Raw genomic sequence first — 17,895 nt, forward strand, 5'->3', positions numbered from 1 at the left:
AATAGGTGTTGTACCTATCTATTTTTTTTTAGTGCAAAATTAAGTTCAGATTCGACTTGCTATTTATAATTCAAAAGAAGAGTTTTATCAAGATGAACAATTATGTTATACTTGATAAATTACTATTTATAATTTTTATCAATCAGTCTAATTTAGACAAGGATTAATTGATGCTGTTTTTTTAATTTGATTGAAGCAAGTTTTGGTTGGCGGTATATTGTGTTTTATAGGGATGGTGATAGTAATAAATGATTATAGCTTTAATAAATTATCACCTACATCTTTTTTATAAAAAATAAGATCCTGCCTTTATTGTTTAGGTTGAGGGATAAAAATGGATAGGGTGTGAAAATTTTGTCATTCACATTATGAACATTCTATCTGCAGGGAAAAAGAAATAAAGAAAAAATTAAGAATCAACTACGGGGTACAATATGGATACTTAAGAATAGTAAAAGTTCCGGATAAGCAATATGATTCCGGATGGAAAATAAAAAAACAGGATTTAAATTCTTAAACCCTGTTTTAAAAATAAATAATTGAGCTTAAACATCAGAAATGCTTAAGCTGATTTTTTATTGCCCCATTCTTGTAATAACAAGAGATAATGATGATCTTACATTAAGAGTACTGAATGTGAAACCATTTCCTGTATCAAATTCAAACTTTTGGCGAATCGTAGTAGGAGAAGCCAATGTTAAAAAATAACTTCCCTGGAAAAATGTAAAAGAACTAGACAGCTGGCACATTCTGTTTGTTTCGGTGATAGTAGCACTGGTAGCAGCATTGATCAGATAAGATCTTGTACAGGTGAAATTCTGGCCAAGATACTGTGTATTGGCTGTACCGTTATTGTTATTAGCGTTACTTGCATCCACGGAATAACGGATAATATACGTTCCTGCCGGTAGGGTAATGGTTGAATTATCTGCACCAAGTGATGCCCCGGTAATTTTATTGGATGTTACTGTAAAACTGCCCAATGTATTATTTGTACTTCCGGTTGGAATTAATGTTCCTGAACCTATAAGTAAAGACATGATCTGAGGCTCACTTCCGGAAATAAGAGTACGCTGCCACTGATTTCTTACCCAGACATAATATCCTTTTGGGAAAGTAGAAGCTCCTCCGCTGTTGTAAATGATTAGTCCGTCTGCCGGATTAGCCACAGGAGTTGAAGTACTGTTAAGAACAACAAGGTCATATTGTGGAAAAAGAACCCCTTTGTTCGAAGAATTGATGTCTAGCACACTGCTTGCATTAGGAGTGTTCGTATTGATACCAACTTGTGCTTTTGTGCAAATGCTGAAAAGTACCATACAGACAATATAAATATATGTTTTCATTGTGTTTTTAATTATTGGTTAAGGGCTGATCTTTGAATGTCAACTTTGGCATTGGTAATGATGATCTCTCCGTTATTCGGAGCTGCTCCTCCTGCTCCGTTCTGGTAGGTTCCACCTGCATCATGAGCAATGGCCGGCACTAAAAGAATAGGAGATGCTGATGTCGTTACAAAAGAAAAACTCATATTTAATGTGTGGGTTTTATTGCTGGCAATGGATTGTGAATTGATGCTGATCGTCTTACCATACTGAGTCCCACTCACGGGATCTACCAATTTTACCAGATACTGATGCAGGTGTACCTGGGTTCCTCCAATTCCGCCTGTTGTATTTTCAAGGGCCGTTCTGATATTCAGACAGACATTGATCAGATAACCGCTGTTTCCCGGAAGAGTGATTACCCCTGTAGACGTGTTATATAAAGCCCCGATATCATTGGATACCGTGGTAAAAGCAGCATCATTGAAATTTTTGTAAGTACCGTTGGCTAAACCACCTAATATAGTATAATCGGTAGTACGCTGAAGCATCATATAGCTTACCAGGTTATAGGTATCAGACAATAGGGTCCACATATTGTTTTTCCAGATGTAAACCCCCGGGCTGATAGAATTTCCTTTATTGTATACAACCAATCCTTCTGCCGGATTATTTACCGGGGATGTATTGCTCAATACATCTATAATATCTACTCTTGGAAGAAGAACTCCCTTGTTGGTTGTAGAGGCCACATCCAGAACAGCAGAATTGCTAACCGTGGACTTTCCAATCGCAACCTGTGCATGTATAGTCTGCGTTATAATAAATAATAGCAGGATATAACTTTTTTTCATATTCATTGTTTTTAAAGCTGAGATATTTTAATATAAGATCCATTGGCAATTACATTTACAAGATCGTAGAATGTACTGTTTTGCATTCTGCCAAGGCTCATTCTTAGTCCGCCAATAATATTGGCATTGGCATTAGCCGGAACATTATAATAGAAAGACCATGTAGCCAGGTGGTTGGTACTTACTTTTGAAACAATAGGCACCTCTTTTCTGGAAACAGATACTGCTGTAAAAGTATTGGTGGTGTTATTATAAGTATCTGGGTAGAAATCTATAAAATATCCCATCAGATAGTAAGTGCTCCCTGAAAGTGGGGCAGTACCGTTTACTCCTGCCGGGCTTTCCTGAGGTGAATTTAAATTCAGATTCACTTCCACCAGATAATTTCCCTGTGGGAGAATCAATGAATACCCTGAAGAAGTGTTCGGAAGAACTTTAAATCCGCTGATATTTGATACCCCGGAAATAGCAGGATTATTTACCAAAAGTGGTGCGCTGGCACCTGCCACAGCATTATCCAATCCAGAGTACGATCCGGTAAAATCAAGGTAAGCTACCTTTGGCGTATTTTGAGCATCAATGGTACTCTGCCATGAATTGGTGGTACTGTTGAAAATATGCAGTGCTTTATTATTGCTGTTAGTTCCGCCATTAAAGCCAATGAGTCCATTGGCGGGGGAAGCAACCGGAGTTGTAGTACTGTTCAGATTGGAAAGATTCAGATTGGGAAATAACATTCCTTTATTACCACCTGAAACTGTTACTGTAGGAGCTGCTGTATAACCGCTTCCTCCATTGTTGATGGTGATTCCTGTAACCACTCCTCCTGAAATAGTTGCAGTAGCACGGGCTTTTGAACCTCCGTTTACAACCGGGCCTCCTCCATAAAAATTAATCGTAGGAGCTGAAGTATAACCGCTTCCTCCATTATTGATGGTGATACCGGTAACTGCTCCCCCTGAAATGGTTGCAGTAGCTATGGCTGGTGTTCCCTGGAAGTTTTCAATGTGCAGAATAGCACTGGGGTCTGGTGTGGACGTGTTGATTCCAACACTTCCGCTTTGGGCAAATGCCGACGTTGCGACCAGTATGCCCAGGAAGTTGATAATTTTCATCTTTAGTATGTTTATGAAATAATTTTAATTAAATATTGGGTCTAATATGTATTAGTTCAATTGAAAGGTACGTAAAAAAAACGATTGTTTTATGGATTTCATATAGATTTATATCTAATAGTTTAGTTATTTGTCAATAAAAGGTGATTTTATTTAATTATTTAACACTTGTTTGTCACTTATGTTTGAAAAAAAATAGAGATGTAAATGTTTATGGTTGCGACGTTTGATAAAATGAACTTAAGTAAACTTATCTTTTTACGGGATTTTAGCGGAAAAGGATGGTTGAATTATTTACCTAATGGTGAATTAAAAAAAATGAAAATTTAATTTTATTTTAATGTAAATCGTGATATTATCAATCATTTCGATGGTTGTTTATTGAAATTTTCCATGACTTTTTGTTGTGTGCTAAAGAAGTGTTTTCTGAACAAAAAATAACATGTTAAAATCGTTAAACGCGTTCCGGTTTTTAAAACTTTTCACGAAATTTGAAGTAAAATTTTAAAATTATGTCACAATCGCTTACAAGCAGAACACCGAAACCTAAATATGACGTTGTACTGATAGGCGGCGGAATCATGAGCGCCACTTTAGCAACGCTGCTTCATGAATTTGATCCTACTCTTGAAATCGCTATCTTCGAAAGACTGGGAAGGTTTGCCAAAGAAAGTACAGCAGCATGGAACAACGCCGGAACAGGGCATTCCGCTTTTTGTGAGCTAAATTATACTCCGGAAAAGCCAGACGGATCTATTGATATTTCCAAGGCAGAAAGCATTGCAGAACAGTTTGAAATTTCAAAACAATTCTGGTCTTACCTGATTACCAAAGGATATATTCATGAACCCAAAGAGTTTATCAATTCCTGTGCCCACATGAGCCTGGTATTCGGAGAAAAAGATGCTGAATATCTTAGAAAACGTCATGATAAAATGGCAGAATCTGTCCTATTCTCAGGAATGGAATTTTCTACAGATCATGAGAAACTGAGAGAATGGATTCCTTTGGTGATGAGCAAAAGAAATCAGTCTGAAGTAATGGCTGCAACGAAGATGGATATGGGGACGGATGTGAACTTCGGAACATTAACAAGAAAAATGGGAAGACACCTTTTGGAAGATTCCAATGTTGAGGTATTTTTATACCATGAAGTGAAGGATATCAGCCCGAGAGAAAGCGGTAAATGGGAAATGAAGGTAAAAGACAGAATTCATAGCCACAAACAGGAAGTCGTTGCAGATTTTGTATTTATCGGAGCAGGAGGATATGCGCTTCCGTTACTGGACAGTTCGGATATTAAAGAAAGTGAAGGATACGGAGGGTTCCCGGTTTCAGGGCAGTGGCTGGTAAGTCATAATCAGGAGCTGGTAGAAAAGCATCATGCTAAAGTATATACTCAGGCTACCGTAGATGCTCCGCCGATGTCTGTTCCGCACCTGGATCTTAGGATTATTGATGGAAAAAAAGCGCTTCTTTTCGGGCCTTTTGCTGGATTTTCCACCAAATTCCTGAGAGAAGGAAGTTATCTTGATCTTCCTGAAAGTGTAAACACCAAAAACCTGAAATCACTTTTCGGAGCATGGTGGCATAATATTCCGCTGACGAAATATCTGATCCAGCAGGTTGCCATGACGAAGTCTCAGAGAATGCAGCATTTAAGAGAATTTATTAAAGATGCAAAAGAAGAAGACTGGGAACTGAAAGTAGCAGGACAAAGAGTTCAGATCATCAAAAAAGATGAAAAAGAAGGGGGTAAGCTGGAGTTTGGAACTGAAGTGGTAGTAAACAAGAGCGGAACAATTGCTTCTCTGTTGGGAGCTTCACCAGGTGCCTCTACAGCAGTATATGCCATGCTGAATGTGCTGGAAAAATGTTTCCCGGAAAAATTAAATGGAGAATGGAAAGGGAAATTACTTGAAATGGTTCCTTCCTATGGTCAAAATTTGGCTGAAAACCCAGAACTGACCCATGAAGTAAGGAATTATACCAAAGAAAAATTAGAATTAGAATATTAACCTCAGTGATGAGCAATAAGTAATCATCGCTATTACTCATTGCTCATCACTTATTATATATAAAAAGGTGGAAGAAGTAATTGTAAAACCAGTTATTGCAAAAGAAATCCTGGAATCTCTTAAGGCGAAAACAGAAGAGGAGAGGCAGGTTATTGTACACTGTTGTTTTCCGGCATCACCATTTTTAGGAAACCTGATCAGAATCTGGCATTCGACTTATCTCTTTGACAACCAATCTGAGCATAGAAGCAAAATGATTCATGCGGAAAATATTTCAATTTCCCCATACTGGACACCGGTTCCCTTTATGAAAGACTTTTGGTTTACCCTGATATTTTCCGGGCTGCCAAGAGATTGTAAAAGTTTTGATTTGAAGGAAGTTATTCCTGAAGAAGGAGGTTTTTTTGTAGAATCAATCAAAAGAAATTCTTCTGACGTGTATCGTGTGAAAATATCAGAATCCTATTGATATGAAAGTAAGGGAAGAAAAACTGGAACAGATTATTCACTGGGCTGAAAACAACTCTGATATCCGTGCTGTTCTTCTGACCAGTTCATTGGTAAACCCTTACGCTCCCGTAGATGATTTTAGCGACCTTGATATAGAACTTGTTTTTGAAAACAGAGCATTGTATGAATCCGGAAATGAATGGATCTATCTTTTTGGCGATCCAATTTCTATGATTGAAGAAGGTGACCGTGTTTTTGACGGAAAACATGCAATGAAAATGGTTTTGTACAAAGACCATGTGAAAGTTGATTTTAAACTCTATCAGGTATCGGAATTTATTGAAGAAATCAATGAAGAAATCCTTCCCGAAGATTGGGATGTAGGATATAAAGTGGTAATAGATAAAGATAATCTGACCAAAAAGCTGAAACCTCCGACGTACCAGTCAATCATGATTCAAAAGCCAGCAGAAAAAGAATTTCAACAGCTGTTGAATGACTTCTGGTGGGATACAACCTATGTTGCAAAGTGCCTGAAACGCAGAGATATTTTTTACGCTAAATTCATGTCTGAAAATATTCTGCGTACAGATTATCTTGTCCCTTTGATCGAATGGTATATTGCCGGAAATCATGACTGGAAGGATATTACAACCAATAAACACGGAAGACTTTTCAAAAAATACCTTTCGTCTGATTTGTGGATAAAAGTGGAAAAAACTTTCTCAGGAAGTAATATTGAGGATAACTGGAAGGCACTCTTTTCCTATGCAGATCTGGTGCATGATCTGGGAACTTCTTTAGCAGAAAAACTCAATTTTACCTATCCGAAAAAGCTGGAAGGTGATATCAGAAATTATCTTAAAGAAGTACATGAGAAGTCTTAATTTCAGGCAAATTCATTCTGTTTAATAAGATTTTCAATACAGTATTCTGCAATGGCTGTAATGGTCACAAAAGGGTTGACACCAATGGTTCCGGGAATTAATGATCCATCCAGAACATATAAATTTTCATGCTCTTTTAGCTTTCCATATTCGTTGGTAGCTTCACCAAGGACGCATCCGCCAAGCGGATGATAACAGATATCTGCTCCAAAACCATTATTAAAAAGCAAATGACTTCTGGTACCACCATTAGCTTTATTCATTTTCCGGATAAAATATTGAGCATTTTCTCTCATTTTGACAGTATTGCTTTCATCCCAATTTAAAGCTAGGGATTGACTGGCTTTATTGTAAGTAACTTCTCCTTTTTTCTCAACTCTGTTGATCAGCAGATACAAAGCGGTAGCAACATCCATACCCATAGGCAAAGGCGCAATTTCTGTGAAAAACGGATGTTCCGGATCGTCCCAGTTATCAATTCCTCCTACAGGAATAGTAGATTGTTTGGCTCCTGTGCCTCCTGATAAAGGTTTAACCCAGTTTCTTCCGGTCATGAAATTTCCATTGTTTCCCCAGTTTTTTCCGATGTTTTCATGAACAGGGAGATTGTTCACTGCATTAGATTGTAACAGAAGTTGTAAAGTCCCCATTGTTCCTGCGGAAAGAATGAGTTTTTTACAGGTGAAAACTTTTTCCGCAGCCAAAGTCCCGGAAGTATCAATCTGCTGGACATTTAAGGTATAGCTTTTGTCATCATTGAGTTTAATGGTTTGAACACGATGAAGGTCAAGGATTTTCAAATTTCCGGTTTCCAGGGCTTTTTTAAGATAGGTTTTATCTAAACTGTTTTTTCCGTAATTATTCCCATAGATCACTTCCGTATTAAGAGCAGAGCGTGGAACTTCGTTCCGGAATTCTTTTTCCATATACTTAAAATCATATACATTCGGAACCCTCATCGTTTTGAAGCCTGCTTTATGAGCCTCTTCTTCACCTACCCGAGTAAATTTATAATAAGGACAGCCTTTCAGAAACTGTTCATCAATAACATTTACTTTGAGCTCTTCCCGTACCAAGGGAAAGTAATGACTGTAAAACTTTTCAGCATCAAGATTTGGAAAAACCTCTTTAAAATAACTTTCTTTAGGAGTGACGGCCATCCCGCCATTTACCAGAGAACCGCCTCCTACACCTCTTCCTACCCAGATCTTAATATGATCAAAATCCAGACGATCCAGTGTTCCGGTAAAAGGAGTGAGAGAAAAAATATTCATAAAAGGTGCAATGCTTTTCTTTTTCAGCCATGCCGAACTTTTGCCTGGTTTCAGCAGATTAGAAAATGGAATTTTTGCTTTTTCCCAGTTAAGACCCATTTCAAGCAGTACCACTTTTTTTCCGGCCTCACAAAGACGCAGGGCAGATACAGCACCTCCATATCCACTGCCAACAATGATAATCGGAACATCAACATTTTCTTTTATTGTACTGTTTTTTCTTTCCGTAGCATAAAATAATTCGGATTGAAGAAAATAAAATCCTGAAATCGCCAATGTACTGGTCTTAATGAATTTTTTTCTGTCCATGACCTTTGTTTTTCAAAAAGTATGCTAGATCTGCGGGGGCTCAATTTATTTATTACAGATTATATTTTTTGTTACAATTTTAACTTTTGTTGTTCTGAAAATTCATAGTTTTACTTATAATTTTAAACTCATGAAAAAATATATAATACTCTTTCTTTTGCTTCCGCTATGGGCTTTTTCACAAAAAAAGATATCAAAAGAAGAGAAAGAAGTACAGAAATTTCAGAAAGAATTGAATGCTGAATATCTCAATCCAAAGGAAACTCCATTAAGAGGAGACAATTTTAAAAATTTTAAAAAACATCCTTTCTTTCCTTTTGATGCAAAATATAGAATTACCGCAAAATTCGTTAAATCAAAAGATACTCAGCCTTTTGAACTTCCTACTTCTTCAGGGAAAACAAAAACGTATCAGGAATACGGAAAAGCAACCTTTACATTGGAGGGTAAACCTTATACGGTAACATTGTACCAAAGTCTGGCATTGATTAAGCAGGAAAAATACAAAGACTATCTGTTTCTTCCTTTCCGCGATGCTACCAATGAAAAGGAAACTTATGGAGGTGGAAAATATATGGATCTTAAAATCCCGAAAGGAAATACTATTGTACTGGATTTCAATCAGTCGTATCATCCTTTCTGCGCTTATAATGCTTACGATTATAATTGTCCCATAGTTCCTGAGGAAAATAAACTCCCCGTTGAAATCCGTGCCGGGGTAATGTATGAAGATATCTACCACCACTAATATTATGATACATTTAGAATTCTTTAAAAACGAGGATCTTTCCGAAGTAAGCTATGCTTTGGACGAAAATCAGATGAAGTTTACAGCAACAGCTCAACAGGCTTTGAAAAGTATCAGTGAGCGGGATGATGATAAAGCATTTCCTGTGACGATACTTGAAAATGATATACCTGTCGGGTTTTTTGTGCTTGATTTTGGGAAAGATAAATTGGAGCTTACCGATAATGAGAATTCAGTTTTAGTACGCTCTCTATCTGTGAATCCTAAGATGCAGGGTAAAGGAATTGGAAAGGCAGCAATGCTGGAAGTTGAACATTTTGTCAGAGACCGTTTCAATACCTGCGATGAAATTGTATTGGCTGTCAACCAAAAAAATGAATCTGCTCATCATATTTATCTTCGGGCGGGGTATATTTACGATGGTAAAACCAGAGTCGGAAGAAGCGGACCTCAATATCTGATGTACAAAAAACTTTAATAAATTTTAAGAGTTATAATTTTTTATCTGCTGATATCTTTCCATAAATTTGAGTAGAAACAAATTACAAAAGATGGAAATATCACTTCAAAATCAGGTAGCCGTAGTTACAGGAGCTTCCAGCGGAATCGGATCCGGAATTGCAAAATCTTTAGCATCGGCAGGAGCAACAGTCATTGTCAATTATCCTTCAGAAAGATCTATAGAAGATGCTAAAGCTGTTTTAAAAGAAATTACTGATGCCGGAGGAACAGGAATGACCTATCAGTGTGACGTCTCCAAAGAAGATCAGGTAGTCAAGATGTTTCAGGATGTAGTGGCTGAATATCAGACCGTAGATATCCTGATAAATAATGCCGGAATTCAAAAAGATTCGAAATTCACCGAAATGACTATGGATCAATGGAATGCTGTCATAGGCGTCAATCTGACGGGGCAGTTTCTATGTGCCAGGGAAGCCATTAAAGAATTTCTACGACGGGGAATAGATCCCTCACGTTCTATTGCCTGTGGGAAAATAATCCATATCAGTTCAGTACACGAAATTATTCCATGGGCGGGACATGCTAATTATGCTTCCAGTAAAGGGGCAATCAGAATGCTGATGCAAACCCTTGCTCAGGAATATGGTGCAAACAAAATCCGTGTGAATTCAATTTGTCCGGGAGCTATTCAGACTCCTATTAATCAAAATGCATGGAGTACTCCGGAAGCACTCAATTCTCTTCTTACTCTTATTCCTTATAACAGAATCGGACAGCCGAAGGATATCGGAAACTTAGCTGCATTCCTTGCAAGTGATCTTGCAGACTATATTACAGGAGCCAGTATTTTTATTGATGGTGGAATGACTACATTTGAGAGTTTTTCTACGGGAGGATAGTGTGGTTCAAAGTTTAAAGTTCAAAGTTTAGAATTTATGGTTTAAAGTTTTTGAGGTTGCTCTCATAGCTTTAAACGATACCCAATATTACTCATTATTTATTGCTCATTATTTATAATTATCGTTTATGTCGGAAAAACAGAGAATTTCAGATGTTTCATGGAAAAAATGGGGTCCCTATGTAAGTAACCGCGAATGGGGGCTTGTTCGTGAAGACTACAGTGAAAATGGAGATGCCTGGAATTATACCAATCATGACACTGCAGAAGCCAAAACATATCGTTGGGGTGAAGAAGGGATATGCGGGATTTGTGATGATCTTCAAAAACTTGTATTCTCTGTAGGATTCTGGAATAAGAAAGATAAAATGGTGAAAGAGCGGTTCTTTGGTTTGACTAACGGACAGGGAAATCATGGTGAAGATGTAAAGGAATATTTCTATTATCTGGATTCTACCCCTACGCATTCCTATATGAAAATGCTGTATAAATATCCTCAGAATGCTTTTCCCTACGAAGATCTTATCAAAACAAATGCTGAAAGAGGTAAAGATAAAACCGAATATGAGCTGATTGATACCGGTATTTTTGATCACAATGAATATTTTGACATCTTCATTGAATATGCGAAGGAAAGCCAAAATGATATTCTTGTGAGATTAACGATTGTCAATAAATCTGAAAAAGAAGCTCCTCTTTTAATATTACCGACCCTTTGGTTCAGGAATACCTGGAACTGGGGATATGATGATTATAAGCCACAATTGCATGCTGAAGATGCTGATCATATTAATGTTAATCATCAGGATATTGAGATTAAAAATGTGTATGCAAAACAATCTTTAAAGACGCTGTTTTGTAACAACGAAACCAATAATGAAAGGCTCTACCAGTCTTCTAATGAATCAAAATACAGTAAAGACGGGATCAATAATTTTGTGATGACGGGAAATTCCCAGTCCGTGAATCCTCAAAATACAGGAACCAAAGCTTCTTTTTTTATTGACGAAGACTTTAAGGCTGGAGAATCCAAAATATTTGAATTCAGACTGTCAGATAAGGATCTGAGAGAACCGTTTAAAGAATTTGATGCTCTTTTTGAACAAAGAAAGAAAGAAGCAGACGAGTTTTATACAGAAATACAAAACGGAATTTCTTCTGAAGATGAAAAACTGGTACAAAGACAAGCTTTTGCCGGAATGCTGTGGAATAAAATGTTCTATCATTACAATGTAGAAAAATGGCTGAAAGGAGATCCTTCCGAAATGCCTCCGCCAAAATCCCGCGAAACAATCAGAAACTACGAATGGAAGCATCTTAATAATGAACATATTATTTCCATGCCGGATAAATGGGAATATCCATGGTATGCAACCTGGGATCTTGCATTTCATACGATCAGTTTTTCATTGATAGATCCTGATTTTGCAAAACATCAATTAAAACTCTTTCTGTTCGAATGGTATATGCACCCCAACGGACAGCTTCCTGCTTACGAATGGAACTTGAGTGATGTAAATCCTCCTGTACATGCATGGGCTGTTTTCAGGGTATTTAAAATTGATGAATATTTAAAAGATAAACCTGATATTGAATTTTTGGAAAGTGCTTTCCAGAAATTGTTGATGAATTTCACCTGGTGGGTTAATAAAAAAGATCTTAACGGCAATAATATTTTTGAAGGCGGCTTTTTGGGACTTGATAATATTGGTGTTTTTGACCGGAATTCTGTTTTGCCCAACGGAGAGCAGCTGGAGCAGTCGGATGGAACGAGCTGGATGGCCATGTTTGCCCTGAATATGATGAGAATTGCTCTGGAGCTGGCTCTTTACAATAAAGTGTATGAAGAAATGGCAATGAAGTTTTTTGAACATTTTCTGTCGATTGCCCATTCACTGGATAATATGGGAGATGAAAATTTCAGTCTGTGGGATGAGCAGGATGAATTTTTCTATGATGCCATAGCATCCAGTGACGGAACACATATGTATCTAAAATTAAGGACTATTGTTGGGTTGATCCCGATGTTTGCCGTTGAGGTGATTGATGATGAAATGATTGAAAACCTTCCCAATTTTAAGAAAAGAATGAAGTGGGTACTGGATAACAAACCTGAGCTTGCTTCTCTGGTTTCAAGATGGGAAGTTAAAGGTCAGGATTCCAAACACCTTTTGTCTTTGCTTCGGGGACATCGCCTGAAAAGACTCTTAAGCAGAATGTTGAACCCTGATGAGTTTTTAAGTGAATATGGTGTGAGAGCTTTATCAAAAGAATATGAAAGCAATCCTTATACACTAACGTTGAATGATACGAATTACAGTGTAAAATATACCCCTGCAGAAAGTGATAGCGGACTTTTCGGAGGCAACAGCAACTGGCGAGGCCCCATATGGTTTCCTATTAACTTCCTGATCATTGACAGCCTGCAACGGTTTTTCTTCTATTACAGCCCTGATTTTTTGGTGGAATATCCTACGGGAAGCGGTAATTATTCAAACCTGGATCAGATTGCTGATGCTTTAAACAAAAGACTTGCAAAGATTTTTTTAAAGGATGAAAATGGAAAAAGACCCGTTCATGGGCAGTACGAAAGATTTCAGACTGATCCGGATTTTAAAGATCATATCCTTTTCTATGAATATTTTCACGGTGATAACGGACGTGGAGTAGGAGCTTCTCATCAAACAGGATGGACGGGACTTATTGCTAAAATCCTGCAGCCTAGATTTTCCAAGAAAGAAATCGCAGAATCTGAAACTGAAATGCCTGATGATGTTGAAAAAACAAAAGAGAAGTAAAAAAGGTAAATCTATTTTACTCAAATATCTGTTGGATAATTTCCAGGGATGTAGGAGTTTTGAAATCTGTGATATGATAATGATAGTAGACCAAAAGACTGTCCAGAAAATCTTTTCTTAAGGAAGAATGGATTTTTGTAGCATAAAAATCTTCTGCACATAACGCTTCTTTCCATAGTGTAGAAATTTCTTCATTGAACAGCTGATGACTCATTCCCAAAGAAAAAGTTCCGGTTTCCGGATCTAAGAACTTCCCTTCACTCAATAATGGGGCAACTCCCTGAATCTTTAAAAAGGCCAATAAAAACAACAGATGAGCCTGATAATTTCTATTGGTCAGTTCATTGATGAAATGATCAATACTGGAATAAATGGGAATGTTTTTATCTTCATATTTAAGAATATGGCTCAGAAAATCTGAGATAAAGAAGATAACGGTATTAACCTTTATATCTGTATAAATGTCATTATTCTTTACCAGTTCAAATTTTGAAACAGTTGCTATACCGTTACCGCGGGATGGATTTACAGAAAAATTAAGCTGGTTCAGTGGCTGAAGCAGGGCTTTCTTTTTATTCTTTTTAGCATAGATTCCTTTCAGGAAATAGCTTTGAAAACCCTCTTCTTCTGTAAAACAATGCAGTACAGCATCATTTTCTCCATATTTGATAAATGAAAGTAAAAAACCGTTTTGTGAATTCATTAATTAATTGACTACTCCTATTTTGGCTGTAGCTTTGTCAGATCCGTCTTCATTGGTCATCAGAACAAAATAAATACCTGATGCTACTCTTATTCCTTTCTGATTACTAAGATCCCATTCATAATAACCTCCTCGTGCTACTGCAGAGTGAACTACATTTCCTGCAGCATCTACAATTCTTATATTGGTTTTTTCTGCAAGACCTTTAATCGTCACTTTTCCCTTGAAATTGGAATAAACAACAGGGTTAGGATAGACCAAAACATCACCAAAATTGGAGGTTACATCTGCAACATCACCCTGATAAGTTACAATACCATTATAAGTTACAAAATACACTTTACCTGTTTTCTTGTCAATTTTTATGTCTGTGACACTATTTGTAGGAAGAGGTGAATTTTCTTTGGTAAAGTGCTTTATGGTTTTCTGGCCATCAGAAGACAGATAATATACACCACCTCCGTCAATAGATACCCATTTGTGATCTCCTCCGTCTACAGCAATCTGAAGAATAGCTGATTCTCTGAAAAGTTCTTCTCCCAGACCATTTTGTTCTATTACAATAGGTTCCATTGTAGGATGAGAATTTTTGATTTCAGATGAAGCACTAGGCATTACTCTTAAACCACTGTTTGTACCAATCCATGCATCACCGGCTTTGTCAAATGCTACGGATAGCACACCTCCTGAACTTCCTGGAAGCCCATTGTTTTCGGCAAGAATATAATTGGTGTCATCAGAAAGATTGGTTGCATTTTTATAATCATATACCCAGAAGTTATTGGATCTCGGTAGAGGAGTCCATAGCATGTTTTCATGAAAAACAGTTTTCTGAATACCATCACTGGCAAGAACTAATTTTTTGATAACAAAATCATCCGCCGCTTTATCAAAGATTCCAATAGAAGGGTTTCCATCATTAAATCCAAAAGATACAAAAAGGTTACTTTGGGAGTCTGTAGCAAAGCCTACTGGACGTCTGTAATAAGGCTGTGCCCCAAGATTATAGTATTTTACAAATTCAAAGTCTTTGCTGGAAGCGTTGTATTTCATTTTATACACCCCGTTATCAAACATTGTATAATTCGCAAAGAATACTTCATTGTTACTAAAAGGACTTATTGTAGCATCTAGTATATTAATGTATTTTGTATTATTAATAAAATAGGAAGGATAAATCCATTCTGTACCGTTGAAATAATAGAAGCCAGGTTTTTTAGGATTGATAACCGGTTCGTTATAGTTATTGGCTCTTGCTCCGGTAGAAACAAGCATCTGATTGTTATCAAACAGATTGATGTTATACGCGATATTGAAATAAGGCCCTGACGGTTTATAGGTAGTATTACCTTCGTCTTTTATCCCTGACAGTACTGTTCCTCCTAAGATTTTACCCCCAGCGGTTAGTGCAGTATTGCATTCTTCTCCAAGACTTACTGCATTTTGGGATACTCCGTTTATTCCATAAGTATAAACTCTGTTGTCTGTAACTATAATAGTATTGGATGTAACAACTACATCACGAATGTTACTAAAATTAGTAGGAAGTTGTATTGGAGCACCGTTGTTGTAAGCATATGCTGCAGTAGCATTTGAAAATACCAGCTCAGATTCTGAATCTATATGCTTGAATGCTCCGGGAACCTCAGTTGTCCATGTAGAATACACCGGGAAAGTAGTATTCATTTGATGACTCTTTAATCCTGTATTGGTTACAGAATATACTTTGTTCCCAAATATGGTTGCTTCATTACTTGCTTCATAAATACCACCATTCAGGAAAAATGTAGAATCTCCGAATTCTTTATTGTTCAGATTAAATATGGAAAGTCCATAGCCCACTGAAATGACAGCCTGATTTCCTGTTATAGAAATATGGTTGATTTTTTTATTTCCGTTGTAGCCGGTCGCAATAGGGATATCAACAATATATTTGATTTCCTGTGGAGTGATGACATCCATGGAGCCGTTTTCATAACCGATAAGCCCTGTTTTAGTTTGAGGGTTATAATCGAAAGCTGTGATTCCTATATTATGGAGGCCATTGGCTTTGGACAACTTCGTAATTTCTCCTGTTGCTATTGTATAATAGAATATTCCGTTTTCTGTGGCTGCAATAATTTTTCCATTATCTTCTTTCATAGCGAAGACATTGTTGTAGGAAAATAGATCTGCCCATTTTTTTGATGAAATGACCTGTGCTTTTGTAAACTGCAGAGATGCTAAAATACCAAGAGAAATTAGAGAGAGTTTTTTCATATTATGCGGTTATGCTGCTGTCTATTGCCTGATTGTTCCAGGAAATATGCTTTACGTTTTTGTTTATATCAAAATAAAAATCTATTCTACCCAAAAGAAGTCCTGCCCATCCCACCTGGTTTACAAGTACATTTTTGCCCTGTCTGTTGGTATAGGATTGAGGTTCTGGTAAGAATGTATGAGTATGGCCACCTAGGATAATGTCAATATTTTCTGTATTGGCTGCTAAAATTTTATCACTTATTTTATTCGGTTCATCTTTATAGTCGTAACCGATGTGTGAAAGACAAATCACAAGATCACAGTTTTGATCTTTTTTCAGGAAGTTTGAATAATGTTGTGCTACATCTATCGGATTAGAATAAACAGTTTCTCCATACTGCTTTTTGCCTACAAGACCGTCCAGTTCAATACCAACACCGAAAATTCCTACTTTGATTCCATTCTTGCTGAATATCTTATATGGGGAAGTCTTCCCATCAAGAACGGTGTTTTTAAAATCATAATTGGAACAGATAAAAGGAAACTTCGCATTCGGAAGTACCTTTAAAAATCCGTCAAGACCATTGTCGAAATCATGATTACCCATAGTGGAAGCATCATATTTCATCATGGACATTAATTTGAATTCCAGTTCTCCTCCAAAGAAATTAAAATAAGGAGTTCCCTGAAAAATATCTCCTGAATCAAGAAGCAGTACATTGCTTTCCTGACTTCTGATTTGCTGAATTAAGCTGGCTCTTCTTGCAAAACCTCCCTGATTAGGATTTTTGGTATAGCTTGCATCGAAGGGTTCTATTCTGCTATGCTGGTCATTAGTATGAAGAATAGTCAGTTTATTTGCGGATTTTAAGTCAGGAATTTTTAATTCTTCCGCCATCATCATATTGGGAGCTAAAGCCATTGCTAAAGATCCACCGCCTATTGCTTTTAAAAAACTTTTTCTATCCATTATTTCTTCCCGATAAAATTTAAACGAACATCAGAATTGGCTGCAACTTCAGGTGCTTTCTTGAAATAATCAATAAATAGATCTCTCATTTTAATCCCTGTTGCAATAGATTCTCCTTTTGCAAAAAATTTCATATTGTCTCCACCCAGTGCAAGATAGTCTGAAGTAGCAATATAATAATCCTTTGCCGGATCTACTTCTTTTCCATTGATTAAAGATTTGATGACCTGTCCGTTCTTGGTTTCAATATATAAATGAGAAACAGGATTGTTGACCTGCGTTTTTGCATAATAGTCAAAAAGCCCCTGTAAATCTGCCCCCTTCATTTTCACAATCACGACCTCATTCTCGAAAGGCATTACTTCAAATACATTTTTGAGTAAAATATCCCCTTTCCCGATAGTAGTACGAATTCCTCCTATATTGATCAGCGCAGCGTCTACATTTTGTTTAAGATGAGTTTTTATCCATTCATTACCTCCTTCAAACGTATAGTCAGCTAAAAGATTTCCCAGATTGCTGTTGTCGCCCTGCTTGGTAAGATCCACATTGGTGTGTGAGATCTTCTGGTTCATTTCTTTATCCAGTTTCTGCTTATAGGGCTCAATAAATTTTACAAATTCCTCATCATTTTTTAGCTCATTATTAATAGAAATATTTTTCTGGGTCTTTACATTCGCAAGCTGCGGCGAAGAAGCCGTTTTGCATGCTGTAAGGGACGCCAGGGCAATTCCTAGTAACAAGAATTTATTTTTCATAATATCTTTTAGTATATGCAAATATAACTATATGTATAATAAAACATTATTATTTATTACAAATTCTTAGAGTAAATGATTAAAT

General features: G+C 36.8%; 15 protein-coding genes. 7 read left to right on the forward strand and 8 right to left on the reverse strand.

Features of this window, described 5'->3' with window-relative positions; translation table 11 throughout:
* Nucleotides 1-575: 575 nt before the first annotated feature.
* Genes LKL37_RS18660 through LKL37_RS18670 form a run of 3 tightly spaced genes read right to left on the reverse strand, consistent with a single transcriptional unit; the run spans nt 576 to nt 3,294 of the window.
* The gene (locus LKL37_RS18660; protein ID WP_431611955.1) at nt 576-1,346 is read right to left on the reverse strand and encodes a hypothetical protein; all 771 of its coding nucleotides are present in this window, start codon (nt 1,344-1,346) and stop codon (nt 576-578) included.
* A gap of 11 nt (nt 1,347-1,357) precedes the next feature.
* Nucleotides 1,358-2,179, reverse strand: coding sequence for a hypothetical protein (locus LKL37_RS18665; protein ID WP_431611956.1), 822 nt, complete (start codon nt 2,177-2,179; stop codon nt 1,358-1,360).
* A gap of 11 nt (nt 2,180-2,190) precedes the next feature.
* Nucleotides 2,191-3,294: a hypothetical protein gene (locus tag LKL37_RS18670; RefSeq protein ID WP_431611957.1), complete on the reverse strand. Its 1,104-nt coding sequence runs from the start codon at nt 3,292-3,294 to the stop codon at nt 2,191-2,193.
* Between the two features lie 512 nt (nt 3,295-3,806).
* Between LKL37_RS18670 and mqo the strand changes: the two genes are divergently transcribed.
* From mqo to LKL37_RS18685, 3 genes are all read left to right on the forward strand, one after another.
* Nucleotides 3,807-5,312, forward strand: a complete 1,506-nt coding sequence (gene mqo / locus LKL37_RS18675; protein WP_431611958.1) for a malate dehydrogenase (quinone) — start codon at nt 3,807-3,809, stop codon at nt 5,310-5,312.
* A 67-nt stretch (nt 5,313-5,379) separates the two neighbouring features.
* On the forward strand, nt 5,380-5,781 hold the full coding sequence (locus LKL37_RS18680) for a hypothetical protein (RefSeq protein WP_431611959.1): 402 nt from the start codon (nt 5,380-5,382) through the stop codon (nt 5,779-5,781).
* Between the two features lies 1 nt (nt 5,782).
* Nucleotides 5,783-6,649 carry an AadS family aminoglycoside 6-adenylyltransferase gene (locus LKL37_RS18685; RefSeq protein ID WP_431611960.1) on the forward strand — a complete coding sequence of 289 codons (867 nt, stop codon included), beginning with the start codon at nt 5,783-5,785 and terminating at the stop codon, nt 6,647-6,649.
* Nucleotides 6,650-6,651: 2 nt separating this feature from the next.
* Here LKL37_RS18685 and LKL37_RS18690 read toward each other — a convergent pair whose 3' ends face one another.
* Nucleotides 6,652-8,232 carry a GMC family oxidoreductase N-terminal domain-containing protein gene (locus LKL37_RS18690; protein ID WP_431611961.1) on the reverse strand — a complete coding sequence of 527 codons (1,581 nt, stop codon included), beginning with the start codon at nt 8,230-8,232 and terminating at the stop codon, nt 6,652-6,654.
* Between the two features lie 130 nt (nt 8,233-8,362).
* On the opposite strand from LKL37_RS18690, the gene LKL37_RS18695 reads away from it, so the two are divergent.
* The 4 genes from LKL37_RS18695 (at nt 8,363) to LKL37_RS18710 (ending at nt 13,138) form a co-directional block, all read left to right on the forward strand.
* Entirely contained in the window at nt 8,363-8,980 is a 618-nt protein-coding gene (locus tag LKL37_RS18695; RefSeq protein ID WP_431611962.1) for a DUF1684 domain-containing protein, read from the forward strand.
* Nucleotides 8,981-8,984: 4 nt separating this feature from the next.
* Nucleotides 8,985-9,458 (forward strand): GNAT family N-acetyltransferase, encoded by a 474-nt coding sequence (locus LKL37_RS18700; protein ID WP_431611963.1) that lies wholly within the window; start codon nt 8,985-8,987, stop codon nt 9,456-9,458.
* Between the two features lie 73 nt (nt 9,459-9,531).
* Nucleotides 9,532-10,341 carry a glucose 1-dehydrogenase gene (locus LKL37_RS18705; protein WP_431611964.1) on the forward strand — a complete coding sequence of 270 codons (810 nt, stop codon included), beginning with the start codon at nt 9,532-9,534 and terminating at the stop codon, nt 10,339-10,341.
* A 127-nt stretch (nt 10,342-10,468) separates the two neighbouring features.
* Nucleotides 10,469-13,138: an MGH1-like glycoside hydrolase domain-containing protein gene (locus LKL37_RS18710; RefSeq protein WP_431611965.1), complete on the forward strand. Its 2,670-nt coding sequence runs from the start codon at nt 10,469-10,471 to the stop codon at nt 13,136-13,138.
* 16 nt (nt 13,139-13,154) lie between these two features.
* Here the strand turns inward: LKL37_RS18710 and recO are convergent, their stop codons facing one another.
* The 4 genes from recO to LKL37_RS18730 are packed head-to-tail and all read right to left on the reverse strand — an operon-like array spanning nt 13,155 to nt 17,810.
* Nucleotides 13,155-13,841, reverse strand: coding sequence for a DNA repair protein RecO (gene recO / locus LKL37_RS18715; RefSeq protein ID WP_431611966.1), 687 nt, complete (start codon nt 13,839-13,841; stop codon nt 13,155-13,157).
* A 3-nt stretch (nt 13,842-13,844) separates the two neighbouring features.
* Nucleotides 13,845-16,100 carry a hypothetical protein gene (locus LKL37_RS18720; protein ID WP_431611968.1) on the reverse strand — a complete coding sequence of 752 codons (2,256 nt, stop codon included), beginning with the start codon at nt 16,098-16,100 and terminating at the stop codon, nt 13,845-13,847.
* A gap of 1 nt (nt 16,101) precedes the next feature.
* Nucleotides 16,102-17,052 (reverse strand): bifunctional metallophosphatase/5'-nucleotidase, encoded by a 951-nt coding sequence (locus LKL37_RS18725; protein WP_431611969.1) that lies wholly within the window; start codon nt 17,050-17,052, stop codon nt 16,102-16,104.
* Nucleotides 17,052-17,810 (reverse strand): 5'-nucleotidase C-terminal domain-containing protein, encoded by a 759-nt coding sequence (locus LKL37_RS18730; protein ID WP_431611970.1) that lies wholly within the window; start codon nt 17,808-17,810, stop codon nt 17,052-17,054. The genes LKL37_RS18725 and LKL37_RS18730 overlap by 1 nt, the downstream gene beginning before the upstream one ends.
* Between the last annotated feature and the right edge of the window lie 85 nt (nt 17,811-17,895).

The sequence above is a fragment of the Chryseobacterium sp. 'Rf worker isolate 10' genome (assembly GCF_050753305.1).
In the GTDB taxonomy this organism is placed as follows: Bacteria; Bacteroidota; Bacteroidia; order Flavobacteriales; family Weeksellaceae; genus Chryseobacterium.